A 16,630-nucleotide genomic window follows, 5' to 3' on the forward strand; every position below is an offset into this window, starting at 1 on the left:
TTTAAACAGAAAGAAAATATGAAAGTAATATATGAATTGTTTGTTTACAGTCTTTTCTCACTGCTCATGCTGTCTGCTTGTAGTGATGCTGACGATGTGGTTGCCGATGGTGCTTTGGCGGGTGATAACATCTCTCCGGTTAGTTCTTTTTCGGTGGAGACTACCAATGCCGATAATGAACTGCTGGTGAAGTGGGTTAATCCGATCAACCGCGATCTGGATATGGTGGAAATCTCCTATAGAGATGTGTCCGAAGAGTTGACACGTGCCTCTTTTTCACCGGGTTGCATTACTCTCCCTGCGCAAAGCGGGGAGGAGGGTGAGTATTTGCTTACCGTTCCTTACTTCTCCCTTTATGAGGTGTCGGCAGTAGCCATTAGCAAGAGCGGTCAACGTTCGGTTATCGAAAGCAAACGGCTGACTCCGTATCGGGAAGAGGAGGAGGTGCCGGAATTACAGTTACCGGCCATGCTGAATCGGGCACACTCTTACATGACTACCCTTATCGGTCTCTATTTCGGCAAGAGCTCACGCAGCTGCTGGCGTACTTGGTATCCGTATAACGGTGGCGCATATTGGGATGGTGATGCCTTGGTATGGGGACAGGGAAGTGGATTGTCGGCCTTTGTAGCCATGCGCGAAGCGAGCAAACAGAGTGAGGTGGAGAACCTTTATGCTGCAATGGATGAGATGATGTTCAAGGGAATACAGTACTTCTTCCAGAACGACGAAGGTAAGTCGGCTTATTCCTGCTATCCTGCTCGCGGAAATGAACGTTACTACGACGATAACGTATGGATCGGACTGGATATGGTAGACTGGTATACAGAAACAGAAGACAGACGTTTTCTGACACAAGCAGAGGCTGTATGGAATTACCTGATTGATTATGGATGGGATGAAACCTGCGGTGGTGGTATTCATTGGAGAGAACTGAATAGTCATACTACCAGCAAGCATTCCTGCTCTACTGCTCCTACAGCGGTATTGGGATGCAAACTGTATCAGGTTACGGGAAGACAAACGTATCTGGACTGGGCGATTAAGTGTTACAACTATATGCTGGACAATCTGCAAGACCCATCAGACCATTTATTTTATGACAATGTACGTCCTAATGCCAGCGATCCGAATCTGCCGGGTGATGTAGAAAAGAATAAGTATTCCTACAACAGCGGGCAACCGTTACAGGCTGCTTGTATGCTCTACAAGATTACCAATGAGCAGAAGTATCTGAACGAAGCGTATGCTATAGCTGCAAGCTGTCATGACAAGTGGTTCATGCCATATCGTTCTAAGGATCTGAACCTTACGTTCAATATACTTGCTCCGGGGCATGCGTGGTTCAACACGATTATGTGCCGTGGTTTTTTTGAACTCTATTCGATTGATAATGACCGTAAATATATCGATGATATTGAAAAGACCATGCTTCATGCCTGGGAGAGTAGCTGTCACCAGAGTAATAATTTGCTGAACGATGATGATTTGCGTGGCGGAACTTCCAAGAATAGTTGGGAAATTTTGCAACAGGGAGCATTGGTAGAGCTGTTTGCTCGTCTTGCGGTACTGGAGCGTGAGAATAGGTAAGGATTGTTTGTCGTTGATAATAAAAAAAGCCATCCCCGGAATAGACGAAAGTAGGGATGGCTTTTTTTGTAGTGTGCTTACTATTGTTCAGCAGACTATGTCCTGCTTGTTGTTGGCAAGGTTATTCCTTGACAGGCACAGCCGGTTTGTCTTTAGATGCAGTGTCTGTGACAACTGTATCATTGACATTAGCGGCTAATGCAACCAGTGATGCCGTTGCAGGCTCGTCTTTTTTAGTTACAGTATCTTTTACTACTGTATCATTGACAACTGTCGCATTGACTTCTGTCGGGGCTGTCACAGCTTCTGCAGAACTCTGAGCCTTTACAAGGAATGAACCACCACAAACAAACATAAACATTGCTACTACTAATACTAATTTTTTCATAATCGTTTGCTTTAAAGATTATTAGACATATGTTTTCAATTCTCTACTTTTGTGTTAAGGAATTGGTTATTACTTTTTCGCTAACGTTTTATTAAAGATCAAAGCGCGTGCCAAAAAAATAGCGATATGCTAAGTGGTTGATAAATAAAGGTGTATGTGCTTTCGAAAGGCGTAGGACTGTGTAGAACCGTATGTGGAATGTGTGGAAATAGTGGCGGGGAGTGTGGAATTATTCCACACTCCCCGCCACACTCCTTTTGTTTGGGCAATCTATTTTATTTCGTCCGGCCAGGGATAAGGATTGCCGGTAGCTTTGGAAGTAGGTCGTTGTGCATCTACTTTTCTTAGATAGTCTCCTAACTCTTTGGAAAGTTTTTTCACGATATCCGGATGTTGTGCACTAAGGTCGTTGCTTTCACCTATGTCATCAGGGATATTGAACAACTCTTTCTTGCCTGTTCCATAGTAATAAATCAATTTCCAGTCGCCGTTACGAACGGCACAATTGAAGTTGATTCCGGGACCGTCATTTCCCCAGTTGTTAGGCATATTCCAGAAAAGGCTCCGGCCTTTGGAGGGATTGCCTGTCTGTTTCAACAGAGGTATGAAGCTGATTCCATCTATTGGCTGGACTGTTTTGTATTTTTTGATTCCTGCCATTTCGAGGATAGTGGGGTAGAAGTCCTCTATCAGCAGGTAATTGTCGCATTTGCTTTCTGGAGCCACTACACCCGGCCAGCTGACAATCATCGGTTCGCGAATACCACCTTCATAGGTAGAGCCTTTGCCACTGTTCAAAGGGTAATTCTGTGTATGCAGTTTGCCGTCACGCCATTCAGATTCGGAGGCAAGCCCTCCGTTATCACTCATAAAAATGATAATCGTGTTATCAGCTTCCCCATTCTTTTCCAGCCAGTTCATTAAGTCACCAAGACTCTTGTCCATGCCTTCAATGAGCGTTGCATAGGCAGCTTCGTGGTCAGTCATCCCTTTCTTCTTGTATTTGTCATAGAAACGTTTATCTTTGTTCAGCGGGATATGGATGGCGTATTGAGCCATATACAGGTAGAAAGGCTGGTTGTATTTCTTTGCCTTATCCAATGCTTTAATAGCTTCCAAAGTCAGCGCTTCGGTTACAAAAGTTTCTGTACCCCAATATTTTTCAAGCCCGGGAACAGCCATCAATGAAACCGGTTTCCCTTCTTTGGTATGTCCGTAATTCTCTTCTCCAAGATAACTGGCAAGCCCTCCGGCGGCATGTCCGGCGATATTGACTTCAAATCCCCAATGATGTGGATCTTCTCCCGGCGTGTCTATGGCACCGAAGTGGGCTTTTCCGCAATGGATGGTATGATAACCGCTGTCTTTTAGGAGTTGTACGAAAGAGGTTCCGACAAAGGTGTTATTAGTGCCGGCTACTTGACTTACTCCGTTATAGTTCCAATCCGGAACATCCAGTAATTTGTCTTCGCGATCCGTCTTTGTATTCTTTTGTAGTGTCCAATTGGTTACCCGGTGGCGGGCTGCATTCGTTCCGGTGATAAGACTGCACCGGGAAGGAGAACTGATGCTGCTGGCATACGCTTGGGTAAACATCATTCCTTGCCGGGCGAGGCGTTCCATATTAGGTGTTTCATACAGTTCGTTGTAACGTGTCTTTTGCGTCCAGAATGGGAGGGAAGTGTCTTGCCATCCCATATCATCCACCATAAAGAGGATGATATTCGGACGTTTGTCTGTGCATTCACTTCGGAGACTGCCGTTGTTCTGTGCCTGCAAATAAGTTGCGGCCAGCGGCAAAAGTGTGAGAGGAAATAGAGCTTTCTTGTTCATGGGGGGAGTTTTTGGGTGTTATTTCTTTATTTCAATTATGCCTATCTTGTTGATGGGGATACTTCGTAATTACTGCTTTCCGTTAGAATCAACCCATACATATTCAAAACATTCTGTACCATACAATTCATCAATCCCAGCTGCATACGATGGGCTTGATGTTCTAATGCGAGGTTACAGTACTTTGCCTGTCGAACGGCCTGCGTTCCGTCCATATAAAACGGGAGCGTGAAAGATTGGTTATCTATCTTTAAAAAGTCAAATCCATACTCTTTCATGGTGCGGATGGTTCTTTTCATGTTTCCGATTTTATTGGACGGAGTATGCACTGAAATTGATAATATCCGGTAATGCGGTAGATTCGAGTACAGTCAGTCTTAGTGCCGTTGCTTCTACCGGTTCAAACTTTTCAATCCGTTTGTGGCCTACGGATTCTCCTGTGCAGACGGTTTTCCATTTGCCGTTCACTTTCGCTTCTACTTTATATTGACGGATGCGTTCTCCATTTTTGATGTTCTCCTGGATGATGCAATAGTTTACGGGTTGCTTTTTGCCAAACTTAAGGGGCAGGCTTTTCTTCTGTCCTGCGGTTTGTGCTATCGGTGAAGCGAACCGGCGATTGATTTCATCTCCCATTTCTTTGAGCCGTTGCACGTCTCCGGTGGGAAGTAACCCTGTGGGGTCGGGCGTAAGTCCAAGGATTAGCGTGGCGTTTCTTCCTACCGATTTTTCATATTTGTCCATTAGCACGTCCACCGGGTAAATATTGTTTTCGTCATCTGGTTCCCAAAACCATTCGTGACGTCCGTTAGCCCCTCTTAATGGAGTGTCTGCCATGGCGGGAACCCAATATTTGCCGTCCTTGCTTCCGTGTTTTAGCAACTCCAAAAGGTCTTTGTCTTGTTCCAAACGCTTATGGTGCGAGCAGGGAGCGGGAAAAGTAGACCAGCAAGGATAGCCCACAGTACCGGTTTCCGACCCTCCCCAGCGGAAGTCGGCACGGTCTATATTATGGTAAAACAAACAATTCGGTTGGTATTTGTTCACGATAGGTTCCACATCCGGACCGTCACTGCGCGGGTCATCGGCTCCACCGTCAAACCATATCATATAGAGATCGCCGTAGCGGGTGCACAGCTCGGTAACCATTCTCTCGCACAGGCGTTTATACCATGTCTGGCGGTTGACTGCGAATTCTCCTTCTCCTTCGGCTTTGAAATTGTGGATGCCTAGCAGAGCATTCCATCGTACACCGACATAAATGCCCGGTTGCACACCATATTTGCGGCAGGAGTTCACGAAGTCGCGTACAATATCTCCTTTGCCGTCCCGCCATTTCACGGCTTTCAGGCAATAAGGGTTGACATCACTTTGCCAAAGACAGAAGCCGGTTTCGTGACTGGTTGTCAGCACAGCGAATTTGCATCCGGCAGCTTTGGCGGCTTGCACCCATTGGTCGGTATTCAGTTTGGTAGGATTGAATATGTTGTAATTTTCGATGGGGTTAATGCGGTTGTTGCCTTGCTCATAGCGGATGCCGTCGAACACATGCAGGTCGTAGTGGAAGACGGCTCCTAATTCCGCCTCATGCCATTTTAGTTGGTGAGGCTTGGGGACAGGGATGTTCTGCTGTTGTGCGAGACAGGTAACTGTGCAAAAGATAAAAAGAATAAAGTAATGTAGTTTCTTCATGGTCTTTAATTTATTTATTAGGGGGTCAGATAATTGGCAAATGAATCATGGGTATGGTGTAGCCATTTCTTGAGTTGTTCCCGGAACTGCCGGACTAACTTGGGGGAGTGTTCGGCTATATTGTTTATTTGATATGGGTCTTTTGTGCGGTCGAAAAGAACTGTTTCGTCTATAATACCATTTTGGGCATGTACTACAAAGGTATGGGTTGCTGTGCGTAGTCCGCGATAACCTGTGGCATGATTGTCGAACTGTACGAAATAATAAGGTTGTACGACCTCTCTTCTACTTTCACCGAGGATTTCCCGGGATAAGTCGAATGTTTGTACCGTTTCGGGAATCTCTTTCCGGAATCCCATCATGGATAGGAGAGAAGGATATAAGTCGGCGAAAGCAATCATCAAATGTTCGTCTTTACGCGGCTGAATTTTTTCTGGCCAGGAAATAATCATGGGGATACGCATAGACTCTTCATAAAAAATATCTTTCCCTGCATGGTTGTGAGCACCCATACAGATGCCGTGGTCGGAAGTAAACACTATAATCGTATTCTTGAAGAGCCCGTTTCTTTTTAATTCGTCTACGATACGTCCTACGTTCTCGTCCACTCCTGTAACACATGCATAATAGTTACGTATGTTGTCTCTGAAATAGTCACCCATTTCAGTCCCTTTGGTAGGTATATCGGGGCGATTGGCACACAAAGCTTCTACATTCAAGTCCCTATACATGGCTTTATAGTTGTCGGGAACCAGTTCATAACCTGTATGTGGAGGATTCATTGAAACGACTAATGCGAAAGGCTGTTTATTCTCTTTTTGTGCCTGAATGTATTCGATGGCTTTATCTGCCTCATAGGCAGGTCCCCATTGGTTTACATAATAGAAACTATCGCGTGGGGCGGTAGTATCCCAATACATGGGCTTTAGATGGTAATCGTACGTCCCGTAGGCTATCCAATGATCGAAACCATGACGACGTTCGGGCGGACACCATTCGTTCCATGCTACTTTACCGCGGTTGTTGTAGGTGTCTACATAAGGTTTATGAGGAGAATCCAAGTGCCATTTACCTATATATCCGGTCTGATAGTTCATTTCTTTCAGAACGTCGCTCCAGCAGCGGGCTTCTTGAGGAAGTTCTACATCATAGGGGGCAGTTTGTGAATTACAATTGCCTACCACCTTATTGTGGAGCGGATACATACCTGTCATCAGCATGGCCCGTGCCGGTGATGAAACGGGATAACTGCTGATTGCATTGGTCAACAGGATTCCTTCGGAAGCAAGTTTATCCAGACAAGGGGTTTTTACAGGTTCTTTGCCCACACAACCTAATGCATCTCCCCGATATTGGTCGGCCATGATAAAGACTAGGTTAGGGGGGACCTGTGATGAAACTGGAAGAATCGGAGCAGCAAGTGCTGCTCCGATTATCCATGTCCGGTGATATATCATACTTGTTGTAATACTCATAATGGCAAAAATAGCTTTTTATTTTTAATGGATTATGATTTATATTGAATTGCTACTGATTTGCATAGAGATTGGAGCCTATCGGCCATCCCGGATTCTGATATACAACCGAAGTGGTTGGGTCTCCTCCTTTCACTGGTGTCGACATGCGGAAGACGTCATAAGAAATCGGGGTAAGATAGTTTGCTTCTTCAAAGTTATAGCCATTGTTGTTGATAATCAACTCGTTGAAGGCATATGGCCGCAGGTATTTGCTATCATAGATTTTCAATCCCAGTTGCGTCTGATGTACATAATACTCCTCTTTCTTATATTCTTCCCAGTTGAATCCTTCCACTATATAATTCTTCATTTTATCTAGTGAACGCCAACGGAATAAATCGTCTTTGCGCATACCTTCAGCTATAAACTCACAACGGCGTTCACGTCGGATATTATAAAGCAGTCTGCTGACTTGTTCATTGCCCGACCATACAGCCAGGTCATTTTCTTTGTTCAGGTCAGTGTTGTCTATGGTCTTTTGATAATCATCTGATACTCCCGCGCGTTTTCTTAATGCTTTCCAGTATTTCTGGCTGTTTGCATCTATGGAAATTCCTCCGTTTTTCATACAATCGGCTTCCATATAGTTGAGGAATGCTTCTGAAGCACGGAAAATCATATAAGCCAATGGCGAATTATCATTCATAGTAACGTTGCTGTCTCTCCATCCTTTGCGTACCATATAACCGGTAGTGGAATGAGATACGCTTTCATATGAATTCAGCAAGTTGACATATCTCATGATACCTGTCTGGTCAAGGTTTGCTCCCCTCCATATGAGATCTCCCGGTTTGGAAGTTGATTGTACCAGACGCAGATCTCTGTTTTTCATCACATCTTCAATACTTGCGTCACCCTGATATTCTGTATTGCCGGTTGCGTAAATAGGCAAACCGTTAGTGGTCAGGAATGTTTCCATTAATGAGCGTGTGTATCCTCCGTTTTTGCCGGCACAACCTTGGGCTTCTGTTTTTTCTCCGTAGTAGATACTATGATACGTACCCTCCACCTTGCTGTTGACTGTTGCATCTACGGCATACATACGCCATAACAATACTTCTTTATTGGATGATAAATCATATTGGTTGAACAAATTCATGTAGTCTTCAATTTTATCGGTGATATTGGGTAGAAATGCTTCTGCTATAGGTTTTGCTGCCTCCATTGCCTGTGTCAGGAAAAAGTCTGTTTCTGTGTCCAGATTACCATCAAATGTTCCTCCCGGCCATCCCGGACCACCCGGTACGCGGGCTGTTCCTTTGTGATAGGTCTCCCAACTGGCTTCATAAAGAGCAACACGTGACTTAAACAATAATGCGGATTCCTGATTCAACCGGTGGTTGGTTAATGCATTGCTACGGGGAAAAAGACGGCTGATAGCTTCATCCAGATCGCTAAGAATAAAACGTGCTACCTCATTACGTGGCTTACGTTTGTTTGCTTCCACATTGGCGGCATAGTCATCAGCGGTAAGTTCTTCCGTAATGATAGGGAAGTCTCCAAACTTTCTTAGGTATTCAAAGTAAATATAGGCACGGAAGAAATACATTTCGCCTATATATTGCTGTGTTTCATTGGTATTATTAAGTCTTCCGCTTTTCAGGTTCTCAAGAGCATAGTGCAGGAAGTGGTTACAATCCCGCAAATGTTCCTGCCGGTTATAGCTGCCATCTGTTGCTACTTTGATGCGCTGGGGCAAAAAGAGATCTTTCGGTGCGTCTGCTGCCTGATTATCACTCGTTTCGTCATCATTGAAAAGATTGACATCTTTATAATCGGGGAGCAAATCATATTTTTTATTGCAATATGCCTGCAATTGAATCGGTTCGGTGAAGAATCCTTCGTCCGTATTGTCTGTCAAGGGTTGCCTGTCGAGAAAGTCACTGCATGAACTCAAAGTGAATGAGGCAGCCATGAATGAAAAGAATATATATTTTAGTTTCATAATAATCTGTTTTTAAGGTTTATAATGTGATGTTGACACCGAAGGAGAGTGTATAGCTTAGTGGGTAACTCATACCATTCTGATATAATAGCTCCGGATCAAAATTCTTACTCATTTTACTTCCTGTCCAAAGATTGTCACCAGAAAAGAAGACCCGTATTTTTTGTAAACTGATTTTTTGTATCAGCGCTTTCGGTAAGGTATATCCGATTTGTAGATTCTTCAGACGGATATAAGCGGCATTTTGCAGGTAACGAGTCTGTACTTGTTGATTTTGCTTGCTTCCGATGATGGGACGAGGGAAGTAAGCGTTCAGGTTTGTTCCCAGTTCGTCACCTTCCGGGCGGAAGAAATCATAATGTTCTTCGTATCCTGTAGAGTCCCATTGTCCTCCGTTGACTCCCCAGAAAATCATACCTTTTTCATATACAGATCTGTCATCTCCACCTACCCATATATCGCGTTTGGCCACTCCCCTGGAACATCATGCTGATATCAAAACCTTTGTAATCTGCTCCCAATGTGATGCCAAAACGATAGCGCGGTGTACTGTTGCCGATAATGCAGAGGTCCTTCGGGTCGTTGGCGGAAGTCCCTTTTTCAATAGCAGCATTATCATCGAGATTCGCATACATGATGTCACCTGCTTTCCAGATGTTATTGCCAACATTGGGAAGTCTGCTTTGGTCATGGATAGCTATATAATCTTGTATTTCCTGATCGGTTTTTGCCATGCCTACTGTCTTGAATCCCCAGATTTCACCTAGTTTTTTTCCTTTCCAGTAACTTTCTATTGTATTACCATCAGAGTCTTTGGTATAGAATGTCTTGTCAGGGTTAGGATATTCTGTCACTTCAGTCTGCGCATCGGATAAGTTGAGAGATATGTGATAACCTACCTGACCGATTCTATCCTGCCAATTTATTTGTAATTCCCATCCTTTGGTTCGTAAAGATGTATTGTTCAGTTTCGGGGCTGACGCACCTACAATCGGAGAAATCTCTTCGGCAGGTCCTACCATGTCTTTTGTGTCGCGGACATAATATTCAGCATATCCGGTCAAACGGTTGTTGAAAGCTCCGAAGTCCAGACCGGCATTGTAACTGGTGATCCGTTCCCAAGTGAGCAATGAACTTACAAGTCCGGGAGTAGTAGCTATACTTGACTTGTTGGCCTGCTCAAGCAACCAACGGCCTCCGTCGTCTGCGCTACCTACTGTAATGTTCTGAATGGAATAGGTAGGGTAGAAGCTCTCTGTGTTCTGGTTTCCCAGACTACCATAAGAGAAACGGAGTTTCAAAAGATTTACTTGTTGTTGTATCGGTTTCCAAAATGCTTCGCGTGCGATATTCCAACCGACGGATACGGAAGGGAAAGTTCCCCAACGTTGATCTCCACGGAAACGGGAAGTCGCGTCACGACGGATATTTCCTTCAATCAGGTATCTGCCGTCGTAGTCATAGTTGACGCGTGCGAAATAACCCATTGTAGCCCATTCTCTTGTGAAGGCTTTCAGTACACTCGTTCCTGTTGCGGTATTGATACTGGGGACCAGTTCGTTGACTACGTCATAGCGTTTGCCTACCATGTTGTTGATGCGGTAATATTCCGAATTCATACCTGCGGTAGCTTTGAAATTATGCTTCATCCAAGAGTATTCATAGTCTGCGTAAAGAGCCGTAGTTACCATGGAAGTTTGTTCCGTTTCGCTTTGTGCAGATGTTCTTCCGGCGGCAAGATCGTCGTCACCACCCAACCATTGCTCTTCAACCGGCTGATTGTCACGAGTGTATAGATATACTTTGTTAATGTTGTATTGATGTTGATAGCTTTCGGTACGCAGACTGGCTTGCCCGTGTATGCCTAATCCTTTGATGGGGGTTAAATGAAATCCTCCCTGGGTGAAGTAAGTATCTTTCGTTGAGTTGGAACGCCCTCCGGAAGTTAACTGCATTAACTTGGGATTACGTGTATAGTGTCCGTTGTTGTCATATAATGGCATTGTAGGATATAACTTGGTTGTTTCTGCAAAGAAACGGTCGCCATAGAGATTGATAAACGTAGGCATTGCAATATCTTCACGGATAAATCGTGCATTGAAGTCAAGGTTTAACCATTTGGTTACCTGTCCGCTGACTTTTCCGCTGATATTAAAACGTTTCTTTTTCTCGTCAGAGTAGTTCATTTGTCCTTCTTGCGAAAGAAAAGCACCGGAGATATAATACTTGACCTTTTCACTTCCACCGGAAATACTTAAATTATGTTCTTGTCCGAAAGATGTTTTGTCTATGAAGTTTCGCGGCCAGTTTTGGTTATCATTAGACGCTCCATTGAAAGGGAAAAAATTACTCCCTTGAGAACCTTCCGGATCAGAGGTGTATGGATACTCGCCTGCCATGTATCGTTGGATACGATCAATAGTGTTGGCATCGAAAATAAATTTCTTGTTACCATCTCCTGTATTAAGTTGCGCTGCATTGAAATATCTGGCAAAACGATAGGAGTCAAGCATGTCGGGTATATTGGTCGGACGAGACCAACGGAAGTTATCTGAATATTGGATCGTTGTCTTTCCTGCTTCTCCGGATTTAGTAGTAATCAATATCACACCAAACGGAGCGCGAGATCCGTAGATAGAAGAGGAAGCTGCATCTTTTAATACGGAAATATTAGCAATATCCTGTGGATTAAGCGTGTTAATATCTCCTTCGGCACCGTCAATCAAAACAAGTGGTGAAGCACTGGAACCTGTTCCCAGGTTACCGACGCCACGGATGTTCATTGTCGGATTCTTATCCAGTCGTCCGCCTTTATCATTCACGTCAATGTTCAATCCCGGCATGACCCCTTGCAGGGCCTGTGATACGGAAGTGACCGGGCGGGATTCCAATGTTTTGGTATCTACTGTCGCTACGGCTCCGGTTAAGTTCACTTTCTTCTGCGTACCGAATCCTACTACAACCACTTCATCCAGCGTTTGTGTATCTTCGGTCAGCATAATATTGAAAGTCGTTTGATTGCCGTCGAATGTCAGGCGTTGAGGCTGATATCCTATATAAGATATGATCAGCACATTTCCTTTAGCGACATTTTTGAGAGAGAAGTTACCATCTATATCTGTGATGGTTCCGTTGTTTGTGTTTTCCACTAATACACTGGCACCGATAATCGGCTCATTAAGCCTTTTGTCTGTAACGGTACCTTTGATGCTGACTTGCTGCGCATACACGAAACTGATACCTAGCAATAGCATGGTGAGTAATGATGTTAGTTTTCTCATTGCATTTTATTTAAAGTTATACATAAGGTTATTGTACTGCAAATGTACGCGAAGAAAGTTTTTATGGATATGCATATTTCTTTCATTCAGTGTACATGTTTAATTCATACGGCATTTCTTTATTCTTTTTTTTTGTATGTTTTGACTTTATTTCGTTTATTTGCCCTAAATTGATTAATATGGCAAAACGCTTAAATCTAATCTTACTAGTTCTGATAAGCAGTATTCCTTTGGTTTCCGTTTATGCTTTTTTTGATAAGGATATTCGTTTGTTGACAATGCAGGATGGACTGGCAGACAATACCGTTTCTTGCATTTGTAAGGATGCGGACGGATTTATGTGGTTTGGTACGAATAATGGCTTAAGCCGTTATGATGGGAAGATGATTAAAAATTTCAGTCCGATGGAAATGTCTGTTTCGGTTGAAAGGATTGTGAAATTATCTGAAGACTATCTGGGTATTATTGCCGGAAACAAACTTTATTGTTTTAATAGAAAATCCGAATGTTTTACTCCTGTCATATCCGGAAAGGAGACGGATGGAGTCAGGCTCTGGGGATTGTTGCCCTTGAATGAAACTTCTTTTTGGGCTATATTCGAAGATAAATTATTGTTGTATCAATGGAAAGAGCATAAAGATCAGTCAGGCGATGCAGACTTTATTTGTGCGAACCTTCAGAAGGACTTTAAGCTACTATCCGCAAAAGGAGAATTTTTTTCTGCTGTTTGCTTTGATGAAAATAGAGGGTTGTGTCTGGTTACCAATTTCAGTAACTTGCTGTTATTTCATCCGGATAGTGAGAAGTTGTGCCGGACGTTGATCCCATTAGATACAATAAAGTCTATTCAGATTACTTCTGTCATGTGTAAGGATGATATTGTATGGATTTCAACCATTGCCCGGGGGATTATTCGCTATCATTTGCGGACTCATCAGATTGACAGGATCTCGTATGACGGGACAACAGAGGGAAATCTGCTTTCCCATACGGATGTTTATCAAGTCATACCAATAGATAATAACCGTTATCTGGCGGTAACTTGGAGTGGCTATACTGTGTTGATACCGGATAAGGGATATCCACAGAAACTCACTACAGAAATTTATAATAATACAGCTTCACAAGTTCAGCAAAACTTGGAAACTCGTATGATTTCATCCTATTATGATCCGAATGGGGTGCTTTGGATTGGGACAAACGGTGGAGGAGTGATGTGTTCGGACTTGCGGTCACAGTTCTATAACCGTTTTTATCAGGATAGGCATAATGAGATTTGCAGTATAACGATGGACGACGACTGTTTTGTATGGCTGGCCACTTTTCATAAAGGTATTATGCGAAGTGATGAACCTTATGAATCAGGTAAGAGGCTACAGTTTTCTACTGTATATTCCGGTTCGGGAAATAGTAGTGAAACTGTGCTCTGTTCTTTGAAAGATGGACAGGGTAATTTATGGTTCGGGAATAGAAATGGGACATTGATCGTTTATGATGTTAAATCCCGCCGATTCATAACTTATACTTTGCTGGTGGATGGTATCATCTATACTTCGGATATTTGGGCTATCTATATAGATGCTGAAGGAGTTATTTGGGTGGGTACTGAAAAAGGACTTTTGCTCTTTGAACCTAAAAAAAGAATGTGCAAGCGTTTGCCGGTTGAACAGAAACTAGATAAAAAAGAAGCACTTGCTATACGTTCTATTGCTGTAACAAAAGACGGGGGTATCTGGCTGGGCACAAGCAATCAGGGAGTATGTAGGGTGTCTGTCTCTGCTTCCGGTGAAATATCAGCCAAGTCTGGCTATGAGCAGAAAGCAAATGTAAAGAATCATTCAGTGCGGTCATTGTTAGCTTCTACAGATGGAAATCTGTATGTAGGCTATATGGATGGTTTCGCAATTCTCTCTCCTCAACAGGATTCGATTCGTGAATTTTATACAACTGCTGACGGATTGTGCAGTAATTTTGTCGGTTGTATTACGGAAGATGCTAAAGGACATATATGGCTGGGCAGCAATTCGGGAATTTCCCGTTATAGCCGTCATCAGCACCTTTTCTATAATTATTATATTGCAGGTAGTAACCGTTCGGCTTTATTCAGTAACCATACGTTGTTCTTTGGGAATAATCAGAGTATGACTTACTTCCATCCGGATGATGTAGATGTGTATCCTGCAAATGAACGGGTATTGATAACGGGATTGGAAGTCGACAACCGTCCGGTGGAAATAGATAAGGAGATAAACGGTCAAATAATACTTCGGGAGGGAATCTCTTATACCAATCAAGTTATTTTGAATAATGATAATCGCGATTTTTCTTTGACTTTCAATAATCTGTCTTATTCTAATGAACAACAAAAGTATAACTACCGGCTTTTGCCCTATCAGGAGAATTGGCTGATATCTGATGATGGAGAAAAAGCCTCATATACTAACTTGCCGGAAGGGGACTATGTATTCGAGGTAAAGAATATATTTCCGGATGGACAGACGGGAGCAGTGACTTCCCTGAATATAAAGATACTTCCTCATTGGAGTCGCACAGTGGCTTTTCGGTTGTTTATTCTCTTTGTGGTGATTGGCATGATAGCTTATTTTGTGCGATTGTTAAGATTGAGACAACGGCGTCTGGAACATGAAATGCAGATGAAACATGAATTGCTGACTGTTGGTCTGGAGCGTGAGAAAGAACGGCAGATACGTATGGAACGTGAAAATTTCTTTACTGGTGCTGCCCACGAACTGCGTACCCCGCTAACTTTGATTCTTGCTCCGTTGCAGGAATTGATGAAACAAGCTAATCCGTTGGAACCTTTTTATAAGAAATTGCAGATAATGCATAAGAATGCTACTTCCTTGCATACTTTAGTAGATCATTTACTTTATGTGCAAAAAATAGGGGCAGGAATGGTTAAACTCCAATTGTCCGAGACCGACTTGGCTCGGGTGATAAAGAGTGTGTCGGAACCATTCCGGCAAATGTCGGAGATCAAGGATTTGCGCTTTGAGGTTAATCTGCCTGAAGGAAAACTGTTGTATTGGGTAGATGAACCCAAAATTACTTCGGCCGTGCAAAATCTTCTTTCGAATGCATTTAAGTATACATCTTCGGGTGGTAGTGTCCTGCTCTCTGTCTCCCATACAATGAAAGATGGACAAGGATATTGCCGGATTGCTGTTTCGGATACAGGGGCAGGGATTCCGAAGGATTTGCAGAAACATGTTTTCGAATCGTTCATAACAGGAGAAAATATACCGGAAATATCAACAAAGATAGGGATTGGATTATACATTGTGAAGAATACGATGGATTTGCATCATGGCAAAGTGACATTGGAGAGCAAAACGGGTGAAGGGAGTACGTTTGTTTTATATATTCCTGATGGCAAGGAGCATTTTGCAAAAGATGATTATGAACTGGTTGACTGTCAGCAAATGAGTACGAAACCGAATGAAGAGTTGAAGTCGGAACTATTTCTTTCTGCATCAGAAAATAGCCAAGAAACAACATCCCAAAAAAGCTTGTTGGTTATTGAGGATAATGAAGAAGTCCGTGAATATATCCGGAGTTTGTTTGTTTCTAAGTATTTAGTATATGAAGCCGGCAACGGTGAAGAAGGGGTGCGTATGGCAAAAGAACAATTGCCCGACCTCATTATCTCGGATGTGATGATGCCTGTAAAAGACGGCTTTACTTGTTGTCGGGAGATTCGTGCACAACAGGAAACGGCGCATCTTCCGATTTTGATGTTGACTGCAAAATCGGAAGATGCTGATATCTTGCATGGTTCTTATAGTGGAGCGGATGATTATATGCTGAAACCTTTCAATCCGGAGATTCTTCTTGCCAAAGTGGATAACCTGATTTTACAACGAGAACGGTTGAGACGGATTTATACAAAGGCCTTGATGCTGAAACAAGAATCGGAAGAGGGAGGGAAAGAAGATACTTTCCTGCAACAGCTTATTCATGTTATAGAGGTTAATCTTTCCAATGAAGATTTTAATGTGAAGATGTTGGCGGAACAATTAAATATGAGCCAGCCTACGTTGTATCGGAAAGTGAAGCAGCGTAGTGATTTGTCGGTCATAGATATGATCCGCAGTATACGTATAAGCAAAGCGGCGTCATTAATTCTGGAAAACCGCTATTCTATTCAGGAGATTTCGGAAATGGTCGGATATTCTGATACTCGCACTCTTCGCAAACATTTCACGGAACATTTTGGAGTATCTCCTTCTAAATATATGGGAGAAATATAGAAAGGTAGCCAATTATTAGCAGGTTATTACGCAATCATTCTAATCAACCTGTAACAAGAATAAAGAAAGAACTAGTCAAATAGTATCAGGGAAGTACAATCTAAAGTGTTCTC

At 43.0% G+C, this 16,630-nt stretch carries 10 protein-coding genes; 2 read left to right on the plus strand and 8 right to left on the minus strand.

The genetic code is table 11. The features are described from left to right. The first annotated feature begins 18 nt into the window (after positions 1 to 18). Positions 19 to 1,590, plus strand: a complete 1,572-nt coding sequence (locus NXV01_RS07715; RefSeq protein WP_148363887.1) for a glycoside hydrolase family 76 protein — start codon at positions 19 to 21, stop codon at positions 1,588 to 1,590. Between the two features lie 121 nt (positions 1,591 to 1,711). On the opposite strand, the gene NXV01_RS07720 is transcribed toward NXV01_RS07715, so the two are convergent. The 8 genes from NXV01_RS07720 to NXV01_RS07750 all read right to left on the minus strand — a co-directional run bounded on the left by NXV01_RS07720 (position 1,712) and on the right by NXV01_RS07750 (position 12,246). Beyond that, entirely contained in the window at positions 1,712 to 1,978 is a 267-nt protein-coding gene (locus NXV01_RS07720) for a hypothetical protein (protein ID WP_167511699.1), read from the minus strand. Positions 1,979 to 2,248: 270 nt separating this feature from the next. Beyond that, positions 2,249 to 3,811: a sulfatase gene (locus tag NXV01_RS07725; RefSeq protein WP_259022119.1), complete on the minus strand. Its 1,563-nt coding sequence runs from the start codon at positions 3,809 to 3,811 to the stop codon at positions 2,249 to 2,251. 41 nt (positions 3,812 to 3,852) lie between these two features. Further along, entirely contained in the window at positions 3,853 to 4,110 is a 258-nt protein-coding gene (locus tag NXV01_RS07730) for a hypothetical protein (protein ID WP_409012960.1), read from the minus strand. 10 nt (positions 4,111 to 4,120) lie between these two features. Then, complete coding sequence (locus NXV01_RS07735) at positions 4,121 to 5,503, minus strand: alpha-L-fucosidase (protein ID WP_259022120.1); 1,383 nt, start codon at positions 5,501 to 5,503, stop codon at positions 4,121 to 4,123. A 17-nt stretch (positions 5,504 to 5,520) separates the two neighbouring features. After that, positions 5,521 to 6,978, minus strand: coding sequence for a sulfatase (locus NXV01_RS07740; protein WP_259022121.1), 1,458 nt, complete (start codon positions 6,976 to 6,978; stop codon positions 5,521 to 5,523). Positions 6,979 to 7,030: 52 nt separating this feature from the next. Then, positions 7,031 to 8,965, minus strand: a complete 1,935-nt coding sequence (locus NXV01_RS07745) for a RagB/SusD family nutrient uptake outer membrane protein (RefSeq protein WP_259022122.1) — start codon at positions 8,963 to 8,965, stop codon at positions 7,031 to 7,033. Positions 8,966 to 8,984: 19 nt separating this feature from the next. Then, positions 8,985 to 9,380: a hypothetical protein gene (locus tag NXV01_RS26015; protein ID WP_409012921.1), complete on the minus strand. Its 396-nt coding sequence runs from the start codon at positions 9,378 to 9,380 to the stop codon at positions 8,985 to 8,987. Between the two features lie 22 nt (positions 9,381 to 9,402). Beyond that, positions 9,403 to 12,246 carry a SusC/RagA family TonB-linked outer membrane protein gene (locus NXV01_RS07750; RefSeq protein WP_409012923.1) on the minus strand — a complete coding sequence of 948 codons (2,844 nt, stop codon included), beginning with the start codon at positions 12,244 to 12,246 and terminating at the stop codon, positions 9,403 to 9,405. A 179-nt stretch (positions 12,247 to 12,425) separates the two neighbouring features. Between NXV01_RS07750 and NXV01_RS07755 the strand changes: the two genes are divergently transcribed. Next, a complete protein-coding gene (locus NXV01_RS07755) occupies positions 12,426 to 16,517 on the plus strand; it encodes a two-component regulator propeller domain-containing protein (RefSeq protein ID WP_259022123.1) in 4,092 nt (1,363 codons plus the stop codon). Positions 16,518 to 16,630 lie beyond the last annotated feature (113 nt).

The organism is Bacteroides sp. BFG-606 (assembly GCF_024788145.1).
GTDB lineage: Bacteria > Bacteroidota > Bacteroidia > Bacteroidales > Bacteroidaceae > Bacteroides > Bacteroides vicugnae.

Excerpts from the sequence above, each read along its gene's own strand:
- NXV01_RS07715 (WP_148363887.1), top strand. The coding sequence starts at position 19 with ATGAAAGTAATATATGAATTGTTTGTTTACAGTCTTTTCTCACTGCTC.
- NXV01_RS07720 (WP_167511699.1), bottom strand. The coding sequence starts at position 1,978 with ATGAAAAAATTAGTATTAGTAGTAGCAATGTTTATGTTTGTTTGTGGT.
- NXV01_RS07725 (WP_259022119.1), bottom strand. The coding sequence starts at position 3,811 with ATGAACAAGAAAGCTCTATTTCCTCTCACACTTTTGCCGCTGGCCGCA.
- NXV01_RS07730 (WP_409012960.1), bottom strand. The coding sequence starts at position 4,110 with ATGAAAAGAACCATCCGCACCATGAAAGAGTATGGATTTGACTTTTTA.
- NXV01_RS07735 (WP_259022120.1), bottom strand. The coding sequence starts at position 5,503 with ATGAAGAAACTACATTACTTTATTCTTTTTATCTTTTGCACAGTTACC.
- NXV01_RS07740 (WP_259022121.1), bottom strand. The coding sequence starts at position 6,978 with ATGAGTATTACAACAAGTATGATATATCACCGGACATGGATAATCGGA.
- NXV01_RS07745 (WP_259022122.1), bottom strand. The coding sequence starts at position 8,965 with ATGAAACTAAAATATATATTCTTTTCATTCATGGCTGCCTCATTCACT.
- NXV01_RS26015 (WP_409012921.1), bottom strand. The coding sequence starts at position 9,380 with ATGATTTTCTGGGGAGTCAACGGAGGACAATGGGACTCTACAGGATAC.
- NXV01_RS07750 (WP_409012923.1), bottom strand. The coding sequence starts at position 12,246 with ATGAGAAAACTAACATCATTACTCACCATGCTATTGCTAGGTATCAGT.
- NXV01_RS07755 (WP_259022123.1), top strand. The coding sequence starts at position 12,426 with ATGGCAAAACGCTTAAATCTAATCTTACTAGTTCTGATAAGCAGTATT.